Here is a 22,707-nt window from a genome sequence, read left to right on the forward strand (position 1 = left end):
ACCAGGGTTTTCCCACGCCGAAGCCCCCCTCGCGGTGCGGTGGCGAGGGGGGCTTCGGGTACCGGATCAGGATCGGACTACGACCAGGTGACGAGCCTGCGCGGGTGCTCCAGGACGGCCGCGATGTCCGCCAGGAAACGGGAGCCGAGCTCGCCGTCGATGAGCCGGTGGTCGAACGACAGCGCCAGCGTCGTGACGTGGCGCGCCTTCACCTTGCCCTTGTGGACCCACGGCTGGAGCTTGATCGCGCCGACCGCGAGGATCGCGGACTCGCCGGGGTTCAGGATGGGCGTACCGGTGTCGACGCCGAAGACGCCGACGTTGGTGATGGTGATGGTGCCGTTCTGCATGTCCGCCGGGGAGGTCTTGCCGTCGCGGGCCGTGGTGACCAGCTCGGACAGGGCCGTCGACAGCTCGGGCAGCGTCTTGGCGTGCGCGTCCTTGATGTTCGGGACGATCAGGCCGCGCGGGGTCGCCGCGGCGATGCCCAGGTTGACGTAGTGCTTGAGCACGATCTCCTGGGCCGCCTCGTCCCAGGACGCGTTGACGTCCGGGTTGCGGCGGACGGCCACGAGGACGGCCTTGGCGATCAGGAGCAGCGGGTTGATCCGCAGACCGGCGAGGTCCGGGTCGTCCTTGAGCTCCTGGACCAGCTTCATCGTGCGGGTCACGTCGAAGGTGATGAACTCGGTGACGTGCGGCGCGGTGAAGGCGGAGCCGACCATGGCCTGCGCGGTGACCTTGCGGACGCCCTTGACCGGGATCCGGGTCTCGCGGGCCGACGCCTCACCGGAAACCGGTGCGGGCACCGCGGCCTGGGCCTGGGCGGGCACGGCCGCAGCGGCCGGAGCCTGCGCGACCGCGGCCTGCGGGGCGATCGCAGCCGCGGCGGCGGCGTGCACGTCCTCACGGGTCACGACCCCGCCCTCGCCGGTGGGCACCACGGAGGCCAGGTCGATCCCGAGGTCCTTGGCGAGCTTGCGCACCGGCGGCTTCGCCAGCGGGCGCTCCCCGCCGGCGTGGCCGTCGCCGTTCAGCCCGGCGGCCGCAGCGGCGGTGCCGTTCTGCGCGGCGGCGGGCGCGGCGGCCGCGACGGGCGCCGCTGCCGTGACGGGCGCGCCGGGCGCCGCCTTGCGCGGGCGGCGCTTCGTGGAGGCCTCGGAGACGCCGTAGCCCACCAGGACGGGCTGACGGGCCGCGGCGACCGGAGCCTCGGCGGGAGCCGCGGCCGCAGCCGGGGCGGCAACCTCGGCGGCCGCGGCCGGGGCCTCGGCCTCGGCCGGACCCGTCTGCACGGAGATGATCACCTGGCCGACGTCGACCGTGGTGCCCTCCTCGAAGAGCAGCGCGTGCACGACCCCGTCGAACGGGATCGGCAGCTCCACGGCCGCCTTCGCCGTCTCGACCTCGCACACGACCTGGCCGTCGGTGACGGTGTCACCCGGCTGGACGTACCACTTGAGGATCTCGGCCTCGGTGAGGCCCTCGCCCACGTCGGGCATCTTGAATTCGCGGATGGTCATGAACGTGGCTCCTCAGTACGCCAGCGAGCGGTCGACGGCGTCGAGCACCCTGTCCAGGCCCGGCAGGTACTCGTCCTCCAGGCGGGCCGGCGGGTACGGAGCGTGGAAACCGCCCACGCGCAGCACCGGAGCCTCCAGGTGGTAGAAGCACCGCTCCGTGATGCGGGCGGCGATCTCCGCGCCCGTGCCCAGGAACACCGGGGCCTCGTGGACGACCACGAGCCGGCGGGTCTTCTCCACGGAGGCCTGCAGCCCGTCGAAGTCGATCGGGGACATCGAGCGCAGGTCCACGACCTCCACCGACTTGCCCTCCTCGGCCGCCGCGGCCGCCGCCTCCAGGCAGACCTTCACCATCGGGCCGTAGGCGGCCAGGGTGATGTCGGAGCCCTCGCGCGTCACGCGCGCCTTGTGCAGCTCGCCGGGGATGGCGTCGGTGTCGACCTCGCCCTTGTCCCAGTAGCGCCGCTTCGGCTCGAAGAAGATCACCGGGTCGTCGCTGAGGATCGCCTGCTGGAGCATCCAGTACGCGTCGCTCGCGTTCGAAGGCGAGACCACCTTCAGGCCCGGGACGTGCGCGAATAGCGTCTCGGGGGACTCCGAGTGGTGCTCCACCGCGCCGATGCCGCCCGCGTACGGGATGCGGACGACGACCGGCATCTTGACCTTGCCCAGCGCCCGCGCGTGCATCTTCGCGAGCTGCGTGACGATCTGGTCGTACGCGGGGAAGACGAACCCGTCGAACTGGATCTCCACCACGGGGCGGTAGCCGCGCAGCGCCAGGCCGATCGCCGTGCCGACGATGCCGGACTCGGCGAGCGGGGTGTCGATGACCCGCTCCTCGCCGAAGTCCTTCTGCAGTCCGTCGGTGATCCGGAAGACACCGCCCAGCTTGCCGACGTCCTCGCCCATGATCAGGACCTTCGGGTCCGTCTCCAGGGCCTTGCGCAGGGACTCGTTGAGCGCCTTCGCGATCGACATCTTCTCGACAGCCATCAGTGACCCTCCTCGGCCGACTCGAAGGAAGCGAGGTAGGCGGCGAACTGGGCGCGCTCCTCGTCGACGAGCGCGTGCCCGTCCGCATAGACGTTCTCGAAGATCGCCATGGTGTCCGGGTCGGGCATGGCGCGTACGACCTCGCGCACCCGCTTGCCCAGCGTCTCGCTCTCGGCCTCCAGGGACTCGAAGAACGCCTCGTCGGCACCACCGCTGGCCAGCAGGTACGTCTTCAGGCGCAGGATCGGGTCCTTCGCCTCCCAGGCCTGCGTCTCCTCGTCCCGGCGGTACTTCGTCGGGTCGTCGGAGGTGGTGTGCGCACCCATGCGGTACGTGAACGCCTCGACCAGCGTCGGGCCCTCGCCGCGGCGCGCCCGCTCCAGCGCCCAGCGGGTGACCGCCAGGCAGGCCAGGACGTCGTTGCCGTCGACGCGGACGCCCGGGAAGCCGAAGCCCTGGGCGCGCTGGTACAGCGGCACGCGCATCTGGCGCTCGGTCGGCTCGGAGATCGCCCACTGGTTGTTCTGGCAGAAGAACACCACGGGGGAGTTGTAGACGGCCGAGAACGTGAACGCCTCGGCGACGTCGCCCTGGCTGGACGCGCCGTCGCCGAAGTAGGCGATGACCGCGGAGTCCGCGCCGTCCTTGGCCACACCCATCGCGTAACCGGTCGCGTGCAGCGTCTGCGAGCCGATGACGATCGTGTACAGGTGGAAGTTGTTGGTGTTCGGGTCCCAGCCGCCGTGGTTCACGCCGCGGAACATGCCGAGCAGGTTCGTCGGGTCGACGCCGCGGCACCAGGCCACACCGTGCTCGCGGTACGTCGGGAACACGTAGTCGTCGTCGCGCAGCGCGCGGCCGGAGCCGATCTGCGCGGCTTCCTGGCCGAGCAGCGAGGCCCACAGACCCAGCTCGCCCTGACGCTGCAGGGCCGTCGCCTCGCCGTCGAAACGGCGGGTCAGGACCATGTCGCGGTAGAGCCCGCGCAGGTCCTCGGTGGTGATGTCCTCGACGAAGGACAGGAACTCCGCAGCGTCGGGATTGTCTGCGGCGCTGACCCGTTCCCCCTCGGGCGTCAGCAGCTGTACGAGCTGGGGCTCGGCGTTCTGCCCGGTGGCGGCAGCCTTGGCAGCGGGGGCCTTGGCGGCGCTCGCAGCGCCTGCCGCCCGCTTGGTGCCGCTGCTGCGTCGCGGCTTGCGCGCGGCAGTGCTCTCCACGGTCACGTGTTGCTCCTCCGTCGGTCCGGCTCCCGGGTTCTCCGGGGTCCAGTGCGGCTCACCCGGATCCGTACCAGCGCACGGGGTGGGTGCGCGTCGTGTGCGGATTCGAGCGTGACAGGTGCCCCGGCAAGTGCCCTGCGCAATGCACGTTACCCAGTGCGCCGCATATCTGCGAAACCCCACTTGACCTGCGTTTTTGCTTGGATTTCCAAGTAAATCCGCGGTGCGGGGAACAATCACTGGTCACAGCCTTGCAGGGGGCCGGAACAACGGCACGTTATCCCGGGTAACGACGTCAGGGAAGGGGTGAGTGTGTGAAACTGAGTTCGTGCGCGAAGACGGAAAAATCAAGGTATTCCTCCTGGACGACCACGAAGTGGTACGTCGCGGTGTCCATGAGCTCCTTTCGGTCGAAGAGGACATCGAGATCGTCGGCGAGGCCGGTACCGCCGCGGACGCCTTGGTCCGGATCCCCGCCACCCGGCCCGACGTGGCCGTCCTCGACGTGCGCCTGCCGGACGGCAGCGGGGTGGAGGTCTGCCGCGAGGTCCGGTCCCAGGACGAGGACATCAAGTGCCTGATGCTGACCTCGTTCGCCGACGACGAGGCACTGTTCGACGCGATCATGGCCGGGGCCTCGGGCTACGTGCTCAAGGCGATCCGCGGCAATGAGCTGCTGAGCGCCGTACGGGACGTCGCGGCCGGCAAGTCGCTGCTGGACCCGGTCGCCACCGCGCGCGTGCTGGAGCGGCTGCGCGACGGCAAGCACGGCAAGGGCGACGACCGCCTGGCCAACCTCACCGAGCAGGAGCGCAAGATCCTCGACCTGATCGGCGAGGGCCTGACCAACCGCGTCATCGGCGAGCGCCTGCACCTGGCCGAGAAGACCATCAAGAACTACGTCTCCAGCCTGCTGTCCAAGCTGGGCATGGAGCGCCGCTCCCAGGCCGCCGCGTACGTGGCCCGGCTGCAGGCCGAGAAGCGCGCCTGACCCGCGGCCCGTTCGCCTGACCCGCGGCCCGTTCGCCTGACCCTCGGCCGTTCAATCGGGACCAACGTCCCCGGTCGTCGGGGCGGCTTCCTCTTTTCCGGCGGGGCATCCGTACCGGAGAGTGGACGCATGTCACCGGAGGAACTCCACGCCATCGAACTGCTGCGGCGGGTGCCGTACGGCAGGGTGGCCACCAGCATGCGCGCGCTCCCCTTCCTCGCCCTCGCCCGCCACGTCGTGGTGGACGGCGAGGTCGTCCTGAGAATGCACGCCGGCTTCGGCTACCACCAGGCCTGCAACGGCAGCGTGGTGGCCTACGGCGCCGACAACTTCAATTCCCGGGACCCCCGGCTGTGGTCCGTGCAGTTCACCGGAACGGCCGAGATCGTCGAGCCGACCACCCGTGAACTCGAGTTGTTCGGCCCGGTCCCGCATTTCGTGGACGGCACGGTCTTCGACCCCGTCTACATGCGCATCCAGCCGCAGTTCGTCACCGTGCACTCGCTGGCCGGGAATCCGGACCGGGAGTTCCAGCATGCCCTCTGAGCTGCGCATTCACCGATCAACGGGGACGGGCCCGGCGGAATCGAATTCCGCCGGGCCCGTTCACCCGTAGTGCCTAAGGTTCGTCAACCGGATTCGGCGGGTCCACCGGCGGACTCACGCTCTTCGTCGGCAGCGGCGACTTCGACGGCGACTTCGACGGACTGCTCGACGCCGACGTCGACGGGCTGGTCGAAGGCGACGTGGAAGGGGTCGTGCTCGGCGTGTACTTGCTGCGGCTCGGCGTCGGCGAGTACTCCTCCGACGGGCGCGAGGACGGCGTCTCGTGCGACGGCGTGCTCTGCTGCGCGGACGGGGTCTGCTGGCTGCTCGAGGAACTCTGGACGGTGGACGGAACGCCGTCGTCCTTGTTCTTGTCCGACACGGAGTTGACGGCGTACGCCACGCCGCCCGCGATCGCGACGATCGCCAGCACCGCGAACAGCCACAGCTTCCACCGGCTGCTGCCGCGGTCGTCGTAGCCGTCGTAGTCGCGGCCGCCCGGTCCACCGCCGTGGCCGTGGTTGTCGTACCCGCCCCCGCCGGGGAAGGCCGAGCCGTCGTCCGGGTTCAGCGGCGGCACCATCGGCTGCTGGAACTGCGAGGTCGCGGCGTGCGCCGGGTAATTCTGCTGGCCGCCGGTCTGGCCCGTCGGCATCGCCGTGGTCTGGGCCGCGCCGCCGCGCCCGTGCGGCAGGGCCATGGTGACCGGGCCGGTGTTCCAGGTGCCCGTGTTCGGACCCTGGTCGTGCAGCATCTGCAGCGCGTACTGGACCAGCCCGCGCATCTCCTCGGCGCTCTGGAACCGGTCGTCCGGGTCCTTGGCCAGGGAGCGCATGACGAGCCCGTCGAGCTCCTGCGGGATGTGGTGGCCCTCCGGCAGCTGCGAGGGCGGGACCGGCGCGTCCTGCACGTGCTGGTAGACCACCGACAGCGGGGTCTCGCCGGTGAACGGGGGCCGCAGCGCGAGCAGTTCGTACAGCAGACAGCCGGTCGCGTACAGGTCGGAGCGGTGGTCCACCGCCTTGCCGAGGGCCTGCTCGGGCGAGAGGTACTGCGGGGTGCCCATGACCATGCCGGTCTGGGTCATCGTCGACTGGGCGCCGTGCAGGGCGCGCGCGATGCCGAAGTCCATCACCTTGACCGCGCCGGTCTCGGTGATGATGACGTTGGCGGGCTTGATGTCACGGTGCACGATGCCGTGCTGGTGCGAGTACGCGAGCGCTTCGAGGACGCCCGAGGTGATGATGAGCGCCTGCTCCGGGCCCGGGGCCTCGGCGCTGATCAGCAGGTCGCGGATGGTGCGGCCCTCGACCAGCTCCATCACGATGTACGGGACGGTGTTCGGGCCGACCTTGTCCTCGCCGGAGTCGTACACGGCGACGACGGCGTGGTGGTTGAGCCCGGCGACCGACTGCGCCTCCCGCGTGAAGCGGGCCTTGGAGACGGGGTCCTCGGCGAGGTCGGCGCGCAGCAGCTTCACGGCGACGGTCCGGCCCAGCCGGACGTCCTCGGCGGCGAACACCTCCGCCATGCCGCCACGGCCCAGGCGGTGGGTGAGCCGGTACCGGCCGTCGCCGACCAGGCCGCCGGCGCCCCAGTGCTCAGGACCATCGGCCATCCCGGCGCCGTTTCCCTCGGGTTCGGGTGCCATCAGTCCTCGCCGTCGTCTCTCTCGGCCGCCGCTCAGCGGTAGGTCCTTTTCGGGTGCTCCGATGAACGCTACAGCCTCGGAACAGGTCGCCGTTCGGACAATGGCGCGCCGTGGCCCCGTGGTCACGGAACGGGCACCCGGCTTGACGTGTGCTTGCCCTCCGGCAGACTGGGCCCGACATGCGCTCAGCCAGACGCGTAGGGACACATCCCGAGGGGAAGCAACAGTCATGAGCCAGGACGGCACTCAGGGCCAGTACGCGGGCGGCTCTCTGGCCGGTGGCCGTTACCAGCTAAGGGACTTGCTGGGTGCGGGCGGCATGGCGTCCGTCTACTTGGCGTACGACTCGGCGCTCGACCGGCAGGTCGCCATCAAGACCCTGCACAGCGATCTCGGCCGTGAACAGTCGTTCCGCGAGCGCTTCCGCCGTGAAGCACAGGCTGTTGCGAAACTGTCGCACACGAACATCGTCTCAGTCTTCGATACGGGCGAAGGCGAAGTGACGTTCGGCAACCCCGGGGCCGGCGACGCCGCGGTGATGCCGTACATCGTGATGGAGTACGTGGAGGGCCAGCCGCTCGGCTCGGTGCTCGAGACGGACGTCCGCCAGTACGGGGCGATGCCGGCCGACAAGGCGCTGAAGGTGACGGCCGACGTGCTGGCCGCGCTGGAGGTCAGCCACGAGATGGGCCTGGTCCACCGCGACATCAAGCCCGGCAACGTGATGATGACCAAGCGCGGCATCGTCAAGGTGATGGACTTCGGCATCGCCCGGGCCATGCAGTCGGGGGTCACCTCGATGACGCAGACCGGCATGGTCGTCGGCACCCCGCAGTACCTGTCGCCGGAGCAGGCGCTGGGGCGCGGCGTGGACGCCCGCTCCGACCTGTACTCGGTCGGCATCATGCTCTTCCAGCTGCTGACGGGCCGCATCCCCTTCGACGCGGACTCGCCGCTGGCCATCGCGTACGCGCACGTACAGGAGGAGCCGGTCGCCCCGTCCTCCATCAACCGCTCCATCACCCCGGCGATGGACGCGCTGGTGGCGCGCGCCCTGAAGAAGAACCCGAACGAGCGCTTCCCCACGGCCGCCGCCATGCGCGACGAGGTCGCGCGGGTGCTGTCGGCCGGCCAGGCCGGTGCCCCGGTCATCGTGCCGGGCTCGCACGCGGGCGCCAGCGGGGCGGGCGTGAGCTCGGCCGTGTTCCCGCCGGTGGACTCCGGTTTCCAGGCGCCGCCGGCCCATTCGGTGCAGCACCCGTACGCGCCGACCCCGGCGCCTTCCCCGTACGCACCGCAGACCCCGCCGCCGGTGGCGCAGCCGCACGGGCAGGGCGGGTACGCGTACCCGCCCCAGCAGCAGCCGGTCTCGCACCAGCAGCAGTACGCGCCGCAGACCCCGCCGCCGTTCACCATCTCCCCTGCGGCCAACGCGGCCCCGGCCGGCGGGGGATCCGGGAGCGGCGACAAGCGGAACATGCCGGTGATCGTCGGCGCGATCGTGGTGGCGCTGCTGGCCGTCGGCGGTCTGATCGCGGCGATCTCGTTGAACGGCGACGGGGACAAGGACAAGGGTGGCGACACTGCCGCGTCTCCCGGTGCCTCCACGTCCGCCTCGGCCAAGGCCGGCTTCAAGGGTCCGGACATCTCGCGCACGATCGAGTCGTCCAAGTGCAAGGAGCCGAGCAAGCACTACAGCGACGCCACCAAGTACACCGCGCCCGACCTGCGCTACAAGAACCTGCTCTCGGTCAAGGAGTGCATCCAGGCCTCCGGCGGCAAGTACAAGATCGTCGAGAAGGACGAGGCCGTGTACGGCAAGGACACGGTGCTCGACCAGAACCCGCGGCCCGGCGAGAAGATCGACAAGGAAGGCACGGAGTACACGCTGACCGTGTCGACCGGCAATCCGGAGTAGCCGGGGCAATACGGAGTAACGGGACGGCATCCCGGGCGACCCTGACAGGGCGCCCGGGATGCCCGTTTTGCCCCACCGTGTCAACCTGAGCAGAACATCTCGGCGCTCGGGACGGGAGGGGCTCCCCGTGACTCAACGCCTCCGCGCACAGCGCTGGCTGGCCGGGGCCGCAGTGGCCGCCGCCGCGCTGTCCCCCGCCGCCCCCGCCGCGTCCGCGTCGTCCGCCGCCGCCTCGTCCCCCGCAGGGCTCGCCCCGGCCGTACGCCCGCTCGCGCCGGCCGCTCCGGACTCCTCGGCCCGGGCTCCCGGCAGGGCCCCGAAGGCCGATCCGGACGACACCGCCGACACGGCCGACACCGGCGACGGCACCGACACCGCCGGCACCGACCCGGTGGCCGACGTACCCCACGAGGCGTACGAGGAGCTCGCCGGCAGCGCCGCGGGGGTCGGGCGGGAGCGGCCCGGGCGTCCGGCGGCCGAGCCCGCGAACCCGGACACCGTGCTGGCCGCCCGTCCCCTCCCGGTGCGCCCGCACCACCGGCCGGCCGGACAGAAGCCGGTGCCCCCGGTGCCGCCGGTCCCGCCGAGCCCGCCGCCCGCGGTCACCGCGCTCGGCACCGGGCCGAACGAGCGCGCCGCCGATCTGGCCGCGCACATACTGCCGCTCGGCACCGGATTCGCCCTGATGGGGCTGGGTCTGGGCTATCTGGGGATGCGGCTGCGCAAGGGCCTGTGACGGCGTTCGCTCCCCGCCCCGAGGGGGAGGGAGGGGCGCCGGTCCCCCTTCCGGCCTACGTCGGAGGATGGTTGCGCGGGCCTGCATACTCGGTATACATACTGAGTATGTCGATCCGCCACGGCCTTCTCGCCCTGCTGGAAAGGGGTCCTCGGTACGGCTCTCAGCTGCGCACCGAGTTCGAATCCCGCACCGGCTCCACCTGGCCGCTCAACGTCGGGCAGGTGTACACCACCCTCGCCCGGCTGGAACGCGACGGCCTCGTCGCACCCGGCGGCGAGGACACCGCCGGCCACACCCTCTACGCCATCACCGATACCGGACGCGCCGAACTGCACCAGTGGTACGAGCGCCCCGTCGACCGCACCAACCCGCCCCGCGACGAGCTGTCCATCAAGCTCGCCATGGCCGTGGGCGCCCCCGGCGTGGACATCCGCGCCGTCATCCAGGCCCAGCGGCACGCCACGATCAAGGCGATGCAGGACTACACCCGGCTCAAGGCGCAGGCGCTCGCCGCGATCGACAGCGGGAAGTCCCGCGAACGCGACGACGTGGCCTGGCTGCTGGTCCTGGAACAGCTGATCTTCCAGACCGAGGCCGAAGCCCGCTGGCTCGACCACTCGGAATCACGGCTCGTGCGGCTCTCCCTGCCGGCCGACCGGAGAGCCGAGCCCGACCCGCCGCAGGCCGCCGCAACCGACGGCGCTGCCGTCTCCGCACCCCAGCCCCGCGCCTCCCGCACGCCGCGGAGCTGAGGCCACCACCGTCCCAGGGGGGACCTCCCATGCCTGACCAGCAGTCCGCGCCCCACATACAGCCCGTACCGCCCGCCCAGCCCGCACGGTCCGCCCAGCCCGTGCTGCAGCTCGACAAGCTCACCCGCACGCACGGCAGCGGCGCCACCGAGGTGCACGCCCTGCGCGGGATCGACCTGGCCGTGTACCCCGGTGAACTCGTCGCCGTCATGGGCCCCTCCGGCTCCGGCAAGTCCACGCTGCTCACCCTGGCCGGCGGCCTCGACACGCCCACCAGCGGCCACGTGATCGTCGAGGGCACCGACATCACCACCGCGAGCCGCAAGCAGCTGGCCGCGCTGCGCCGCCGCAGCATCGGGTACGTCTTCCAGGACTACAACCTGATCCCCGCCCTCACCGCAGCCGAGAACGTGGCCCTGCCGCGCGAACTCGACGGGACCTCCGCCCGCAAGGCCCGCGTCTCGGCCCTGGCCGCCCTGGAGGAGATGGGCCTCGGGCAGCTCGCCGACCGCTTCCCCGACGAGATGTCCGGCGGCCAGCAGCAGCGCGTGGCCATCGCCCGCGCCCTCGTCGGCGACCGCCGCCTGGTCCTCGCGGACGAGCCCACCGGCGCCCTCGACTCCGAGACCGGCGAATCCGTCCTCGCCCTGCTGCGTTCGCGCTGCGACGCGGGCGCCGCCGGAATCCTCGTCACCCACGAACCGCGGTTCGCCGCCTGGGCGGACCGCGTGGTCTTCCTGCGCGACGGCAGCGTCGTCGACGAGACCCTGCGCAGCCAGGCCGACTCGCTGCTCTCGGGGCAGGCGGCCGGCCGGTGAAGTCCACGTACCACGCATGGATCGCGGCGATCCGGATCGCCCGCCGCGACGCCTGGCGGGCCAAGGGCCGCAGCGCCCTCGTCCTCGCCATGATCGCCCTGCCGATCGTCGGCGTGAGCGCCGCGGACCTCACCACCCGCAGCGCCCAGCTCTCCCCCGAGCAGACGGTGTCCCGCCAGATCGGTGCGGCGGACGCCCGGCTGAGCGATTCGGACCTGAGCGGGCCCGTCTACCAGGACGTCGAAGGCAAGAACTCGATGCCCGTCGGCGGCTACGACAAGTACGTCCCCGGCGGGGAGTCGAATCCGAACCTGCTGACCTCGGTGATCCCGGCGGGTGCCCAGTCCCTCAAGGACAGCACGGCGCACGCCAAGATCCGCACCCGGTACGGCCTGATGGAAGCCGATCTGCGGGAGATCGACGCGGCCAGCCCGCTGGTCAAGGGCATGATCGAGATGAAGCGCGGGCGGCTGCCACAGGAAGCGGGCGAGGTCGTCGCCACGACCGCCTTCCTGGAGGAGTCCGGGTTCTTCGTGGGCTCCGAGTTCCGCGCGCGCGGCTCGGACGCCTGGTACCGGATCGTGGGCGCGTACGAGCTGCCGTCCGAGCTCAAGAAGACGGAGGTCCTCGCCCCGCCCGGCACCCTGCTGGCTCCGCTCGACAAGGCCTTCCAGGCCGCCGGGGTCCCCGGGGTCGTCGCCAACGACTCCTACCTGGTCAAGGTCGGCGGCGACGGTTTCACGTGGAACATGGTCAAGGAGCTCAACGCGAAGAGCGTGCAGGTCGTCTCCCGCGCCGTGCACCTCGACCCGCCGGCCGAATCCGAGGTGCCGTACATCACCCAGCAGAAGGAGCTGGGCTACTACTACGCGGACAACGGGCTCCCGGTCACCGAACTGGCCGTCCTGGCCACCGTCGTCGGCCTCGCGATGCTGGAGATCTGCCTGCTGGCCGGACCCGCCTTCGCGGTCGGCGCCCGGCGCTCGCGCCGCCAGCTCGGCCTGGTCGGCGCCAACGGCGGCGACCGGCGCCACATCCGGGCCATCGTGCTCTCCGGCGGCCTCGTCATCGGCGCCGCGGCCGCCGTCTGCGGAACGGTCCTCGGCGTCGCCCTCACGCTGGGGCTGCGGCCGGTGCTGGAGGAGTACCTCGGCGCCCGCTTCGGCGGATTCACGTTCCGCCCGCTGGAAATCCTCGGCATCGCCCTGCTCGCCGTCGTGACCGGCCTGCTGGCCGCGGTCGCCCCGGCCGTCACCGCCTCCCGGCAGACCGTGCTGGCCTCGCTGACCGGCCGTCGGGGGGTCCGCCGGGCCAACCGGGTGCTGCCCGTTCTCGGCCTGATCGCCCTCGCCACCGGCGCCGCGATCGCCCTGTACGGCACGGCCTCCGCGATGGGCGCCACCGTCGTCGCGGGCGGCAGCGCCATCGCCGAGCTGGGCATCGTCGCCCTCACCCCGGTGCTGGTCGGCCTGTTCGGGCGGCTCGGGCGCTGGCTGCCGCTGTCGCCGCGGCTCGCACTGCGCGACGCCGTACGCAACCGGGGCCGTACGGCCCCCGCCGTGGCCGCCGTCCTGGCCGCCGTCGCCGGCACCGTCGCGGTGGCCACGTACCAGCACAGCATGGAGCTGCAGGCCCGCCACGAGTACGTCGCCCAACTCCCGGACGGGGTGGGAATGGTGGCCGTCCGTGAGCTGGGCCGCAGCAAGGACATGGGCGCCGTCCGCGAGGCGGTGACGCAGGAACTCCCGCTGGCGGTACGGGCGGACGTGGACTACATCTCGTACGGCAAGCCCGGCTGTGAGAAGTTCACCGGCCGCGAAGGCTGCGGCCGGGCCGACATCATCCAGCCCAAGGAGCAGCGCTGCCCGCTCTACGAGGCGAAGGGCGGTGCCGACTCGTTCGGGGAGGCGGAGAAGAAGGCGCTGCGCAAGGACCCGCGATGCACGTACAAGCGCCACTCCGCGCAGTTCGTCGTGGTCGTCGCCGACGAGAAGCTGCTGACGGCGCTCGCTGTCACCGATCCGGGCGCGGTCGCCGCCCTGAAGGAGGGCAAGGGCGTCTCCTTCGACAAGCGCAACGTCAAGGACGGCAAGGTCACCGTCCGCCTGATCGACAACAAGAACGACGTCTTCGAGCCGGGGGTCGATCCGAAGGGGGAGGACAAGGTCTTCGCCGTCCACCAGGCGCCCGACACCGTCGAGGGGTACGGCCTGGAGCTCGTCCTGCCGCCCGCCGCGGCCAAGAGCGCCGGGCTGACCACCCTGCCGTTCGCCTCCTACTTCACCCTGGACGGCACGGCCACCAGCCGGCAGAAGCAGCGGGTGGCCGGGAAGATCGACCAGATCGGCGTGGAGGCCCCCGTCACCATCGAGGCCGGCTACCAGGCCGATGCCGACATCACGATGCTGGCCCTCACCGTCTTCGCGGGCCTGGTCACCATCGGCGCGGCCGGCATCGCCACCGGACTCGCACAGGCCGATGCCGAGGCCGATCTGAAGACCCTGGCGGCGGTCGGCGCACCGCCACGGGTGCGGCGCACGCTCAGCGGCTTCCAGTGCGGGGTCGTGGCCCTGATGGGCGTGGTCCTGGGCTCGGCGGCGGGCATCCTGCCGGCGGTCGGCCTGCGGCTCGTCCAGCGGCGGGAGACCGAACACCTCATGGAGATGGCCGGCGACGCGAACGACGTGCTGTACGTGCCGATCGCGGTGCCGTGGGAGACCCTCGGCGGGCTGCTCGTCGTGGTCCCGCTGGGCGCGGCCCTGCTGGCGGCCCTGGTCACCAAGTCCAGCGGCGCCATGGCCCGGCGCGCGGCGGGCTGACGGTCACCGTGCGTTCACGCCCCCGTACAGGGTGGATCACGCCCGTACGGGGGCACACCGTGTGAGTACGAAGGTGTGCGAGAGAATGACGGCATGGAGATGCCGAGGAGTGAACGGTCGCAGGACAGCCCCCCGCACGGCCTGATCGTGGGACAGGACGGGATGCCGGTCGGCGGCGCCGATGACGAGTCGCGCGAGGTCCCGGTGACGGAGATGGTCGAACAGCCCGCCAAGGTCATGCGGATCGGCAGCATGATCAAGCAACTTCTGGAAGAGGTCCGCGCCGCACCTCTGGACGAGGCCAGCCGGGTCCGTCTGAAGGACATCCATGCCGCGTCCGTGAAGGAGCTGGAGGACGGTCTGGCTCCTGAGCTCGTGGAGGAACTGGAGCGCCTGTCGCTCCCGTTCACGGAGGAGGCGATCCCCTCCGAGGCGGAACTGCGCATTGCGCAGGCCCAGTTGGTGGGCTGGCTGGAAGGCCTGTTCCACGGCATCCAGACGGCCCTGTTCGCGCAGCAGATGGCGGCGCGGGCCCAGCTGGAACAGATGCGCCGCGCCCTCCCCCCGGGCGCCCCGACGGACGAGGAAGACGCCCACGGCGCCATCCGCTCGGGCCCGTACCTGTAAACAACGGCGATGGCGGGGCTTCCGGGCCCCGCCTCTGTCGTTCCCGGCCTCGCCTCTCTCGTTCCCGGCCCCCGCCTCTGTCGTTCCCGGCCCCGCCGCATCGTCCGGCCCCGGTAAGTGCTGCTCCCCCCAGGGGACATGGCCCGCGCATACTCATGGGTATGACCTACGACGCGATCGTCCTGGCCGGCGGCGCCGCAAGACGACTGGGCGGCGCGGACAAACCCGGCCTGCACATCGGTGGCCGCGCCCTCCTGGACCGCGTGCTGGACGCCTGCACGGACGCCGCCACCACCGTCGTCGTCGGCGGCCGCCGCCCCACCTCCCGCCCGGTCCGCTGGACCCGTGAGGACCCGCCCGGCGCCGGCCCCGTCGCCGCCCTGGACGCCGGCCTGCGCCTGACCACCGCCGACCTGGTCCTCGTCCTCTCCGCCGACCTCCCGTTCCTCGACCGGGCCACGGTCCAGGCCCTCCTGGACTCCGCCGGAGGCGACGGCGCCCTCCTGCGCGACCCCACCGGCCGCGACCAGCCGCTCGTCGCGGCCTACCGCGCCGAACCCCTGCGCCGCGAGATCGCCCTCCTGGCGACCGAACACGGCGGCCTCTCCGGGCTCCCCCTGCGCGCCCTCACCGCCGAGCTGGACCTGGCCAAGGTGACGGACACTGCGCCACTCGCCTCCTTCGACTGCGACACCTGGGACGATCTCGCAGCCGCCCGCGCCAGGATCAGGGAGCATGGAAGCGTGCTGGACCAATGGATCACCGCCGTCAAGACCGAGCTGGGCATCGACCTCGCCGTCGACACCAAGACCCTGCTCGACCTCGCCCGCGACGCCGCGCACGGTGTCGCCAGGCCCGCCGCCCCCCTGACCACCTTCCTGGTCGGCTACGCGGCCGCCCAGGCCGAAGCCACCGGCACCGACCCCGCCACCGCCGTCGCCGAGGCCTCCCGCAAGGCAGCCGACCTGGCCCTGCGCTGGGCCGCCGAAGCCGAGGCCGAGGCTGAACAGAACGGCTCAGGATGACCCCCACCGACGCCGACCACGCCCTGCGGGCCCTCGACGAGGCCCTGGCCCTGGTCAGCCGCGACCCCCGGCCCGGAGCGACCGGAGCCCACCGCGCCGCCGCCTGGCCGCAAGCCCGGGACGCCGCGGCCCGCGCCGCCTCCGGCATCCGGCCCCGCACCCACCGGGTCCCCCTCGCCGACGCGCTCGGCGAGGTGCTGGCCCAGTCCCTCGAGGCCCTCACCGATCTGCCGTCCTTCGACACCTCCGCCATGGACGGCTGGGCCGTCGCCGGGCCCGGCCCCTGGACCGTCCGCCCCGGCGGCGGGGTGCTGGCCGGCTCCGACCGCCCCGAGCCGCTGGCCGACGGCGAGGCGGTACGGATCGCCACCGGCGCCCGGATCCCTGCCGACACCACCGCCGTGATCCGCAGCGAGCACTCCCGCGAGTCCGGCACCCAGCTGCACGCCGACCGGGCCGTCCTCACCGGCCAGGACATCCGCCCGCGGGGCCAGGAGTGCCGCTCCGGCGATCTGCTGCTGCCCGCCGGCTCCCTCGTCACCCCGGCCGTGCTGGGCCTCGCGGCAGCCGCCGGGTACGACGAACTCACCACCCGGCCCCGGCCCCGCGTCGAGATCCTGGTGCTCGGCGACGAACTCCTCACCGAAGGCCGCCCGCACGACGGCCTGATCCGGGACGCCCTCAGTCCCATGCTCGGCCCCTGGCTCACCCGGCTCGGCGCCGAGGTCACCTCGACCCGGCAGCTGGGTGACGACCCCGAGGGCGCCAAGGCCCTGTTGGACGCCATCACGTGCTCCGACGCCGACCTGGTCCTCACCACCGGCGGGACCGCCTCCGGCCCCGTCGACCACGTCCACCCCGTCCTGCGCGAGGCAGGCGCCGAGCTGCTGGTCGACGGGGTCGCGGTGCGCCCCGGACACCCCATGCTGCTGGCCCGGCTCGGCGACAGGGCCTCCGGCCAGGACGCGGTGCGCCACCTGGTCGGCCTGCCCGGCAATCCGCTCGCCGCCGTCTCCGGGCTGCTGACCCTCGCCGAACCGCTGCTGCGCGCCCTCGCAGGCCGCCGCCAGCGCCCCCGGTACACGGTCCCGGTGCAGGGCGACGTACCCGGCCACCCGTACGACACCCGGCTCGTGCCCGTCCTGCTGACCGACGAGCACGCCGTACCGCTGCGCTACAACGGCCCGGCGATGCTGCGCGGCGTGGCCGCCGCCGACGGGCTGGCCGTCGTACCGCCCCACGGGGCGAAGGACGGGCAGGACCTCGAGATCCTGGATCTGCCGTGGGTCTCGGGAGGATGTTTCACGTGAAACTCCACGGCCAGGACGCGATGGCCCGTGGCGCCGACGAGAAGCTCGTCTCCCGGCGCATCAAACTGCCCAAGCGCGTCGTGGAGAAGCCGCTCCGGCAGGTCGGCAAACGCCTGTTGATGGCCCTGTTCGTGCTGTTCCTGACGGTCCTGATCGTGTGGCTCGACCGCGCGGGGTACCACGACAACGCCAACGAACAGGTCGACCTGCTCGACTGCGTCTACTACGCCACGGTGACCCTGTCGACGACCGGCTACGGCGACATCGTCCCGTACAGCGACAGCGCGCGGCTGACCAACATCCTGCTGATCACGCCCCTGCGCGTGCTCTTCCTGATCATCCTGGTCGGCACCACCCTGGAGGTCCTGACCGAGAAGACCCGCGAAGAATGGCGGCTGAGCCGCTGGAGGAAGAACTTGCGTGAGCACACGGTCGTCGTCGGGTTCGGCACCAAGGGCCGCTCTGCCCTGCAGACGCTGCTGGCCACGGGCCTGCGGAAGGAGCAGGTCGTCATCGTGGACCCGAGCGCCAAGGTGATCGACACGGCCAACGCGGAGGGGTTCACCGGAGTCGTCGGCGACGCCACCCGCTCCGACGTACTGCTCCGCGCCGAGCTGCAGAAAGCCCGTCAGATCGTCATCGCCACACAACGGGACGACACCGCCGTGCTGGTCACGCTGACGGCTCGACAGATGAACCGCGGCGCGAAGATCGTCGCGGCGGTCCGCGAGGAGGAGAACGCGCCGCTGCTGCGCCAGTCGGGTGCGGACGCGGTCATCACGAGCGCGAGCGCGGCCGGCCGGCTGCTGGGACTCTCGGTGCTGAGCCCCAGCGCGGGCACGGTGATGGAGGACCTGATCCAGCAGGGCAGCGGGCTGGACCTGATCGAACGGCCCGTCAGGAAGGCCGAGGTCGGCAAGGGCGTACGGGAGACGGAGGACCTGGTGGTGAGCGTGCTGCGCGGCCACCGGCTGCTCGCGTACGACGACGCGCACGCGAGCCCGCTCCAGCTGACGGACCGTCTCATCACCATCGTGCGCGCGGCGCCGCTCGGCTCGCCGCCGATGACGATGGGACCGGCCGACTAGGCCGTCTCTTTCGGATCTTGCCGACGCGCCGCCGGGGTGGCGTACCCTCCGGGCCATGCATGCGATCACCATCGAACAGCCCGGCGGCCCCGAGGCCCTCGTCTGGGCCGAGGTACCCGATCCGGTGGCCGGCGAGGGCGAGGTCCTCGTCGACGTCGCGGCGAGCGCCGTGAACCGCGCCGACATCCTCCAGCGCCAGGGGTTCTACGATCCCCCGCCCGGCGCCTCCCGCTACCCCGGCCTGGAGTGCTCCGGGCGGATCGCCGCCGTCGGGCCGGGGGTGTCCGGCTGGGCGGTGGGCGACGAGGTGTGCGCGCTGCTCGGCGGCGGCGGGTACGCGGAGCGGGTCGCCGTCCCGGCGGGCCAGCTGCTGCCGGTCCCGGCCGGCGTGGACCTGGTGACGGCGGCCGCGCTGCCCGAGGTGGTCTGCACCGTGTGGTCGAACGTGTTCATGGTGGCCCAGCTGCGCCCTGCCGAGACGGTGCTGGTGCACGGCGGCTCCAGCGGCATCGGCACGATGGCGATCCAGCTGGCGAAGGCCGTCGGCGCGACGGTGGCGGTGACGGCGGGCGGCCCGGAGAAGCTGGCCCGCTGCAAGGAGCTGGGCGCGGACATCCTGATCGACTACCGCGAGCAGGACTTCGTGGCGGAGCTGCGGGCCGCGACGGGCGGCGCCGGCGCGGACGTGATCCTGGACATCATGGGCGCGAAGTACCTGGCGCGGAACCTGGACGCCCTGGCCGTGAACGGCCGGCTCGCGGTGATCGGGCTCCAGGGCGGGGTGAAGGCCGAGCTCAACCTGGGCGCGCTGCTGGCGAAGCGGGCGGCGATCACGGCCACGTCCCTGCGGGCGCGGCCGGCGGCGGAGAAGGCGGCCATCGTCGCGGCCGTACGGGAGCACGTGTGGCCCTTGGTGGCCGCGGGCCGGGTCCGCCCGGTGGTGCACGCCACGTACTCGATGGCGGACGCCACCGAGGCCCACCGCACGATGGAATCGAGCACGCACGTGGGCAAGCTGCTCCTGACCACCTGACCGCCCGTTTCCCGCTGCGCGGGGCCTTCTTCCCGCCCCGCCCTTCTTCCCGTTCACCGGGCTCTGCCCGGGCCGGCGCGCCTCACACGCCGGTCGGGGCTGGAACGGCGCTGCGCGCCGTCCAGCCCCGACCGGGGAAAAGTCCAGCCCCGCAGGGCCCCGTCACAGCGAACGCAACAGCACCGCCGGCGACTCCACGCAGTCGGCCACGTACCGCAGGAAGCCACCCGCCGTGCCGCCATCGCACACCCGGTGGTCGAACGTCAGCGACAGCTGGACGACCTGCCGGACCGCCAGCTCGCCCCGGTGCACCCACGGCTTCGCCACGATCCGCCCCACCCCGAGCATCGCCGCCTCCGGGTGGTTGATGATCGGCGTGGAACCGTCCACACCGAACACCCCGTAGTTGTTCAGGGTGAACGTCCCGCCCGTCAGGTCCGCCGGTGCCAGCTTCCCGGCCCGGGCGACCTCGGTGAGGCGGGCGAACTCCGCCGACAGGGACTCGGCGTCGCGCGACTGCGCGTCCCGGACCACCGGGACCACCAGCCCGCGCTCCGTCTGCGCCGCGAAGCCCAGGTGCACGGACGGCAGCCGTACGATCTCGTTCGCCGCCAGGTCGACGGTCGAGTTGAGCTCCGGGTACTTCGCCAGCGCGGCCGTGCAGATCCGGGCCAGCAGCGCGAGCACCGAGATCTTCGGCCCGCCCGCGGCGTTCATCGCCGCCCGCGCCGCCATCAGCTCGGTCGCATCGGCGTCGACCCAGCACGTGGCGTCCGGGATCTCCCGGCGGCTGCGCGACAGCTTCTCGGCCACCACGCCCCGCAGGCCCTTCAGCGGAATCCGCTCACCGCTCACCGCGGCCGCCACGGGGGCGGAAGCAGGCACGGCCACCGGTTCCGGCGCCCGGCGCGCCGCCTCGACGTCCGCACGCAGGATCAGGCCCTCGGGCCCGGACCCGCGCAACGCGCGCAGGTCGATCCCGTGGTCCCGCGCCAGCTTGCGCACCAGCGGCGAGATCACGGCGACGGGACCGGTCACGAGGGCCGCGGGAGCGGGCGCAACGGCAGCGGGTGCGGGAGCAGCGGCGGCAGCCGGCGCTGCGGAGCCAGGTCGCACCCGCCTCCGACGCGCCGTGCGCGAGTGGTCGGTCCCGTAGCCGACCAGGACGTTGCCCGAGCCGGAGTCCTCGGGCTCCACCGCCTCGTCCGCGCCCGCACCCACCGCCACCGTGATCAGCGGTGCTCCGACGGGGAGTTCCGTGCCCTCCTCCCCGAACCTGGCGGTGACCACACCGCCGTAGGGGCACGGCACCTCCACCATCGCCTTGGCCGTCTCGACCTCGACCACCGGCTGGTCGACGGCGACGACGTCGCCCACCGCCACCAGCCAGCGGACGATCTCGGCCTCGGTCAGTCCCTCCCCGAGATCGGGGAGCTTGAACTCCATTACCTGCGGCATCAGTTCTCCCACTGCAGGCGGGCCACGGTGTCCAGGATCCGGTCCACACCGGGCAGGTGGTGCTTCTCGAGCATCGGCGGCGGGTACGGGATGTCGAAGCCCGTCACCCGCAGCACCGGCGCCTCCAGGTGGTGGAAGCACTTCTCCTGGATGCGGGCGACGAGCTCGGCGCCCGGTCCGCCGAAGCCGTTGGCCTCGTGGACCACCACCGCGCGCCCGGTGCGGCGTACGGACGCCACGACCGTGTCCTCGTCGAACGGGACGAGCGAGCGCAGGTCCACGACCTCCAGGTCCCAGCCCTCCTCGCGCGCCGCCTCGGCCGCCTCCAGGCACACCGGCAGCGAGGGCCCGTACGTGATCAGCGTGGCGCTCGTGCCGGTACGCCGGACGAGTGCCTTCCCGATCCCCGGCACGGCCGCCGGCGTCTCGGGGTTCCACTGGGCCTTCGACCAGTACAGCCGCTTCGGCTCCAGGAAGACCACCGGGTCGTCGCTCGCGATCGACGCGCGCAGCAGCCCGTACGCGTCCTCGACGGTCGCCGGGGTCACCACGTGCAGGCCGGGAGTGGCCACGTAGTACGCCTCGGAGGAGTCGCTGTGGTGCTCGACCCCGCCGATCCCGCCGCCGTACGGCACCCGGATGGTGATCGGCAGCGGCATCGCGCCGCGCGTGCGGTTGCGCATCTTCGCCACGTGCGAGATCAGCTGCTCGAACGCCGGGTACGCGAACGCGTCGAACTGCATCTCCACGACCGGCCGCAGCCCGTACATGGCCATGCCCACAGCGGCGCCCAGGATCCCGGCCTCCGCGAGCGGGGTGTCCGTACAGCGGTCCTCGCCGAACTCCTTCGCGAGGCCGTCCGTGATCCGGAAGACCCCGCCCAGCGTCCCGACGTCCTCGCCCATGACGTGGACCGTCGGGTCCTCCGCCATCGCGTCGCGCATGGCCCGTCCCAGGGCCTGCGCCATCGTCGCCGGCTTCACGGCCACCGTGGTCACGACTGCTCCTCCGCGTCGAGCTCGGCGCGCAGCATCTCCGCCTGCTCGCGGAGCCGGCCGGTCTGCTCCGCGTAGACGTTTTCGAACAGGTCCATCGGGTCGAGCACGGGCTCGGCATTCATCCGCTCGCGCAGCGTCGCGGCCATCGCCTCGGCTGCGTCCTTAGCCTCCTGGATGCCCGCCTCGTCCAGCAGCCCGCGCGCGGTCAGCTCGCGCTCCAGCAGCTGCACCGGGTCGTGCGCCTTCCAGGCCTCGACCTCGGCGTCACCGCGGTAGCGGGTCGCGTCGTCGGCGTTCGTGTGGGCCTCGATGCGGTACGTGACCGCCTCGATCAGCGTCGGTCCGCCGCCGGCCCGGGCCCGCCGGACCGCCTCGGACAGCACCTCGTGCACGGCGGCGATGTCGTTGCCGTCGACGAGGCGGCCGGGCATCCCGTACCCGACGGCCTTGTGGGCCAGGGTGGGGGCGGCGGTCTGCTTGGCCAGCGGGACGGATATGGCGAAGCCGTTGTTCTGGACGAGGAAGACCACCGGGGCCTGCCAGACGGCCGCGAAGTTCAGCGCCTCGTGGAAATCGCCCTCGCTGGTGCCGCCGTCGCCCACCAGGGCGAGGGCGACCACGTCGTCGCCGCGCAGCCGCGCCGCGTGCGCCAGGCCGACCGCGTGCGGCAGCTGGGTGGCGAGCGGGGTGCTCAGCGGGGCGATCCGGTGCTCGCGCGGGTCGTAGCCGGTGTGCCAGTCGCCGCGCAGCAGGGTCAGCGCCTGGACGGGGTCGAGTCCGCGCGCCACGGCCGCGAGGGTGTCGCGGTAGCTCGGGAAGAGCCAGTCCTGCTCCTCGAGGACCAGCGCGGCCGCGATCTCGCAGGCCTCCTGGCCGACCGTGGAGGGGTACACCGCGAGCCGGCCCTGCCGGGTGAGGGCGGTGGCCTGGGCGTTGTAGCGGCGGCCGCGCACCAGCTCCGCGTAGCAGCGCCGCATCAGCTCGGGGTCGAGCTTCTCGGCGGCCGGCGTGCCCAGCACCCGGTACGGCTCGGGGTCCGGGAGCAGCGGGGCGGCATCCGTACGGGGCCTCCAGGCGGGCGGCGGGGTGGATCGGTAGGACGCACCGGCACCGGGCAGCTCTTGGACCGTCATGGCGGCGTACACCTCCTCGTGGGAAGCGGGCAGGGGCGACTCGGATGTGAGGCGCCTCACCAACC

General features: G+C 72.3%; 19 protein-coding genes. 12 read left to right on the plus strand and 7 right to left on the minus strand.

Annotated elements, in window-relative coordinates; all coding sequences use genetic code 11:
• Window positions 1-77: 77 nt before the first annotated feature.
• From ACZ49B_RS29795 to pdhA (ACZ49B_RS29805), 3 genes are read right to left on the minus strand one after another with little or no spacing between them, the layout of a single operon-like run.
• Window positions 78-1,523 carry a dihydrolipoamide acetyltransferase family protein gene (locus tag ACZ49B_RS29795; protein ID WP_468311747.1) on the minus strand — a complete coding sequence of 482 codons (1,446 nt, stop codon included), beginning with the start codon at window positions 1,521-1,523 and terminating at the stop codon, window positions 78-80.
• Window positions 1,524-1,535: 12 nt separating this feature from the next.
• On the minus strand, window positions 1,536-2,516 hold the full coding sequence (locus tag ACZ49B_RS29800; RefSeq protein WP_468311749.1) for an alpha-ketoacid dehydrogenase subunit beta: 981 nt from the start codon (window positions 2,514-2,516) through the stop codon (window positions 1,536-1,538).
• Entirely contained in the window at window positions 2,516-3,739 is a 1,224-nt protein-coding gene (gene pdhA / locus ACZ49B_RS29805) for a pyruvate dehydrogenase (acetyl-transferring) E1 component subunit alpha (RefSeq protein ID WP_468311751.1), read from the minus strand. Before pdhA (ACZ49B_RS29805) ends, ACZ49B_RS29800 begins: the two co-directional genes overlap by 1 nt.
• 325 nt (window positions 3,740-4,064) lie before the next feature.
• On the opposite strand from pdhA (ACZ49B_RS29805), the gene ACZ49B_RS29810 reads away from it, so the two are divergent.
• Both ACZ49B_RS29810 and ACZ49B_RS29815 read left to right on the plus strand, forming a co-directional pair.
• Window positions 4,065-4,727, plus strand: a complete 663-nt coding sequence (locus tag ACZ49B_RS29810; RefSeq protein WP_468311753.1) for a response regulator — start codon at window positions 4,065-4,067, stop codon at window positions 4,725-4,727.
• Window positions 4,728-4,856: 129 nt separating this feature from the next.
• On the plus strand, window positions 4,857-5,273 hold the full coding sequence (locus tag ACZ49B_RS29815; protein WP_468311755.1) for a pyridoxamine 5'-phosphate oxidase family protein: 417 nt from the start codon (window positions 4,857-4,859) through the stop codon (window positions 5,271-5,273).
• A gap of 73 nt (window positions 5,274-5,346) precedes the next feature.
• Here ACZ49B_RS29815 and ACZ49B_RS29820 read toward each other — a convergent pair whose 3' ends face one another.
• Window positions 5,347-6,924, minus strand: a complete 1,578-nt coding sequence (locus ACZ49B_RS29820; protein WP_468311757.1) for a protein kinase domain-containing protein — start codon at window positions 6,922-6,924, stop codon at window positions 5,347-5,349.
• A gap of 229 nt (window positions 6,925-7,153) precedes the next feature.
• Here ACZ49B_RS29820 and ACZ49B_RS29825 point away from each other — a divergent pair, with 229 nt between their 5' ends.
• From ACZ49B_RS29825 to ACZ49B_RS29870, 10 genes are all read left to right on the plus strand, one after another.
• On the plus strand, window positions 7,154-8,842 hold the full coding sequence (locus ACZ49B_RS29825; protein ID WP_468311759.1) for a protein kinase domain-containing protein: 1,689 nt from the start codon (window positions 7,154-7,156) through the stop codon (window positions 8,840-8,842).
• Between the two features lie 127 nt (window positions 8,843-8,969).
• Complete coding sequence (locus ACZ49B_RS29830) at window positions 8,970-9,578, plus strand: hypothetical protein (RefSeq protein WP_468311761.1); 609 nt, start codon at window positions 8,970-8,972, stop codon at window positions 9,576-9,578.
• Window positions 9,579-9,685: 107 nt separating this feature from the next.
• Entirely contained in the window at window positions 9,686-10,333 is a 648-nt protein-coding gene (locus tag ACZ49B_RS29835) for a PadR family transcriptional regulator (RefSeq protein ID WP_468311763.1), read from the plus strand.
• A 29-nt stretch (window positions 10,334-10,362) separates the two neighbouring features.
• Complete coding sequence (locus ACZ49B_RS29840) at window positions 10,363-11,151, plus strand: ABC transporter ATP-binding protein (RefSeq protein WP_468311765.1); 789 nt, start codon at window positions 10,363-10,365, stop codon at window positions 11,149-11,151.
• Window positions 11,148-13,970: an FtsX-like permease family protein gene (locus ACZ49B_RS29845; protein WP_468311767.1), complete on the plus strand. Its 2,823-nt coding sequence runs from the start codon at window positions 11,148-11,150 to the stop codon at window positions 13,968-13,970. Before ACZ49B_RS29840 ends, ACZ49B_RS29845 begins: the two co-directional genes overlap by 4 nt.
• Window positions 13,971-14,063: 93 nt before the next feature.
• Entirely contained in the window at window positions 14,064-14,597 is a 534-nt protein-coding gene (locus ACZ49B_RS29850) for a bacterial proteasome activator family protein (protein ID WP_030292759.1), read from the plus strand.
• Between the two features lie 161 nt (window positions 14,598-14,758).
• On the plus strand, window positions 14,759-15,622 hold the full coding sequence (locus tag ACZ49B_RS29855; RefSeq protein WP_468311770.1) for an NTP transferase domain-containing protein: 864 nt from the start codon (window positions 14,759-14,761) through the stop codon (window positions 15,620-15,622).
• Window positions 15,619-16,932 (plus strand): molybdopterin molybdotransferase MoeA, encoded by a 1,314-nt coding sequence (locus ACZ49B_RS29860; protein ID WP_468311771.1) that lies wholly within the window; start codon window positions 15,619-15,621, stop codon window positions 16,930-16,932. Before ACZ49B_RS29855 ends, ACZ49B_RS29860 begins: the two co-directional genes overlap by 4 nt.
• Window positions 16,920-18,020 (plus strand): potassium channel family protein, encoded by a 1,101-nt coding sequence (locus ACZ49B_RS29865; protein WP_468311773.1) that lies wholly within the window; start codon window positions 16,920-16,922, stop codon window positions 18,018-18,020. Before ACZ49B_RS29860 ends, ACZ49B_RS29865 begins: the two co-directional genes overlap by 13 nt.
• Window positions 18,021-18,075: 55 nt before the next feature.
• Complete coding sequence (locus ACZ49B_RS29870) at window positions 18,076-19,053, plus strand: NAD(P)H-quinone oxidoreductase (protein ID WP_468311776.1); 978 nt, start codon at window positions 18,076-18,078, stop codon at window positions 19,051-19,053.
• Window positions 19,054-19,215: 162 nt separating this feature from the next.
• On the opposite strand, the gene ACZ49B_RS29875 is transcribed toward ACZ49B_RS29870, so the two are convergent.
• The 3 genes from ACZ49B_RS29875 to pdhA (ACZ49B_RS29885) are packed head-to-tail and all read right to left on the minus strand — an operon-like array spanning window position 19,216 to window position 22,642.
• Window positions 19,216-20,511, minus strand: coding sequence for a dihydrolipoamide acetyltransferase family protein (locus tag ACZ49B_RS29875; RefSeq protein ID WP_468311778.1), 1,296 nt, complete (start codon window positions 20,509-20,511; stop codon window positions 19,216-19,218).
• On the minus strand, window positions 20,511-21,509 hold the full coding sequence (locus tag ACZ49B_RS29880) for an alpha-ketoacid dehydrogenase subunit beta (RefSeq protein ID WP_030292747.1): 999 nt from the start codon (window positions 21,507-21,509) through the stop codon (window positions 20,511-20,513). Before ACZ49B_RS29880 ends, ACZ49B_RS29875 begins: the two co-directional genes overlap by 1 nt.
• A complete protein-coding gene (pdhA, locus tag ACZ49B_RS29885) occupies window positions 21,506-22,642 on the minus strand; it encodes a pyruvate dehydrogenase (acetyl-transferring) E1 component subunit alpha (RefSeq protein WP_468311807.1) in 1,137 nt (378 codons plus the stop codon). Before pdhA (ACZ49B_RS29885) ends, ACZ49B_RS29880 begins: the two co-directional genes overlap by 4 nt.
• Window positions 22,643-22,707 lie beyond the last annotated feature (65 nt).

Source organism: Streptomyces sp. NPDC031132 (assembly GCF_055570595.1).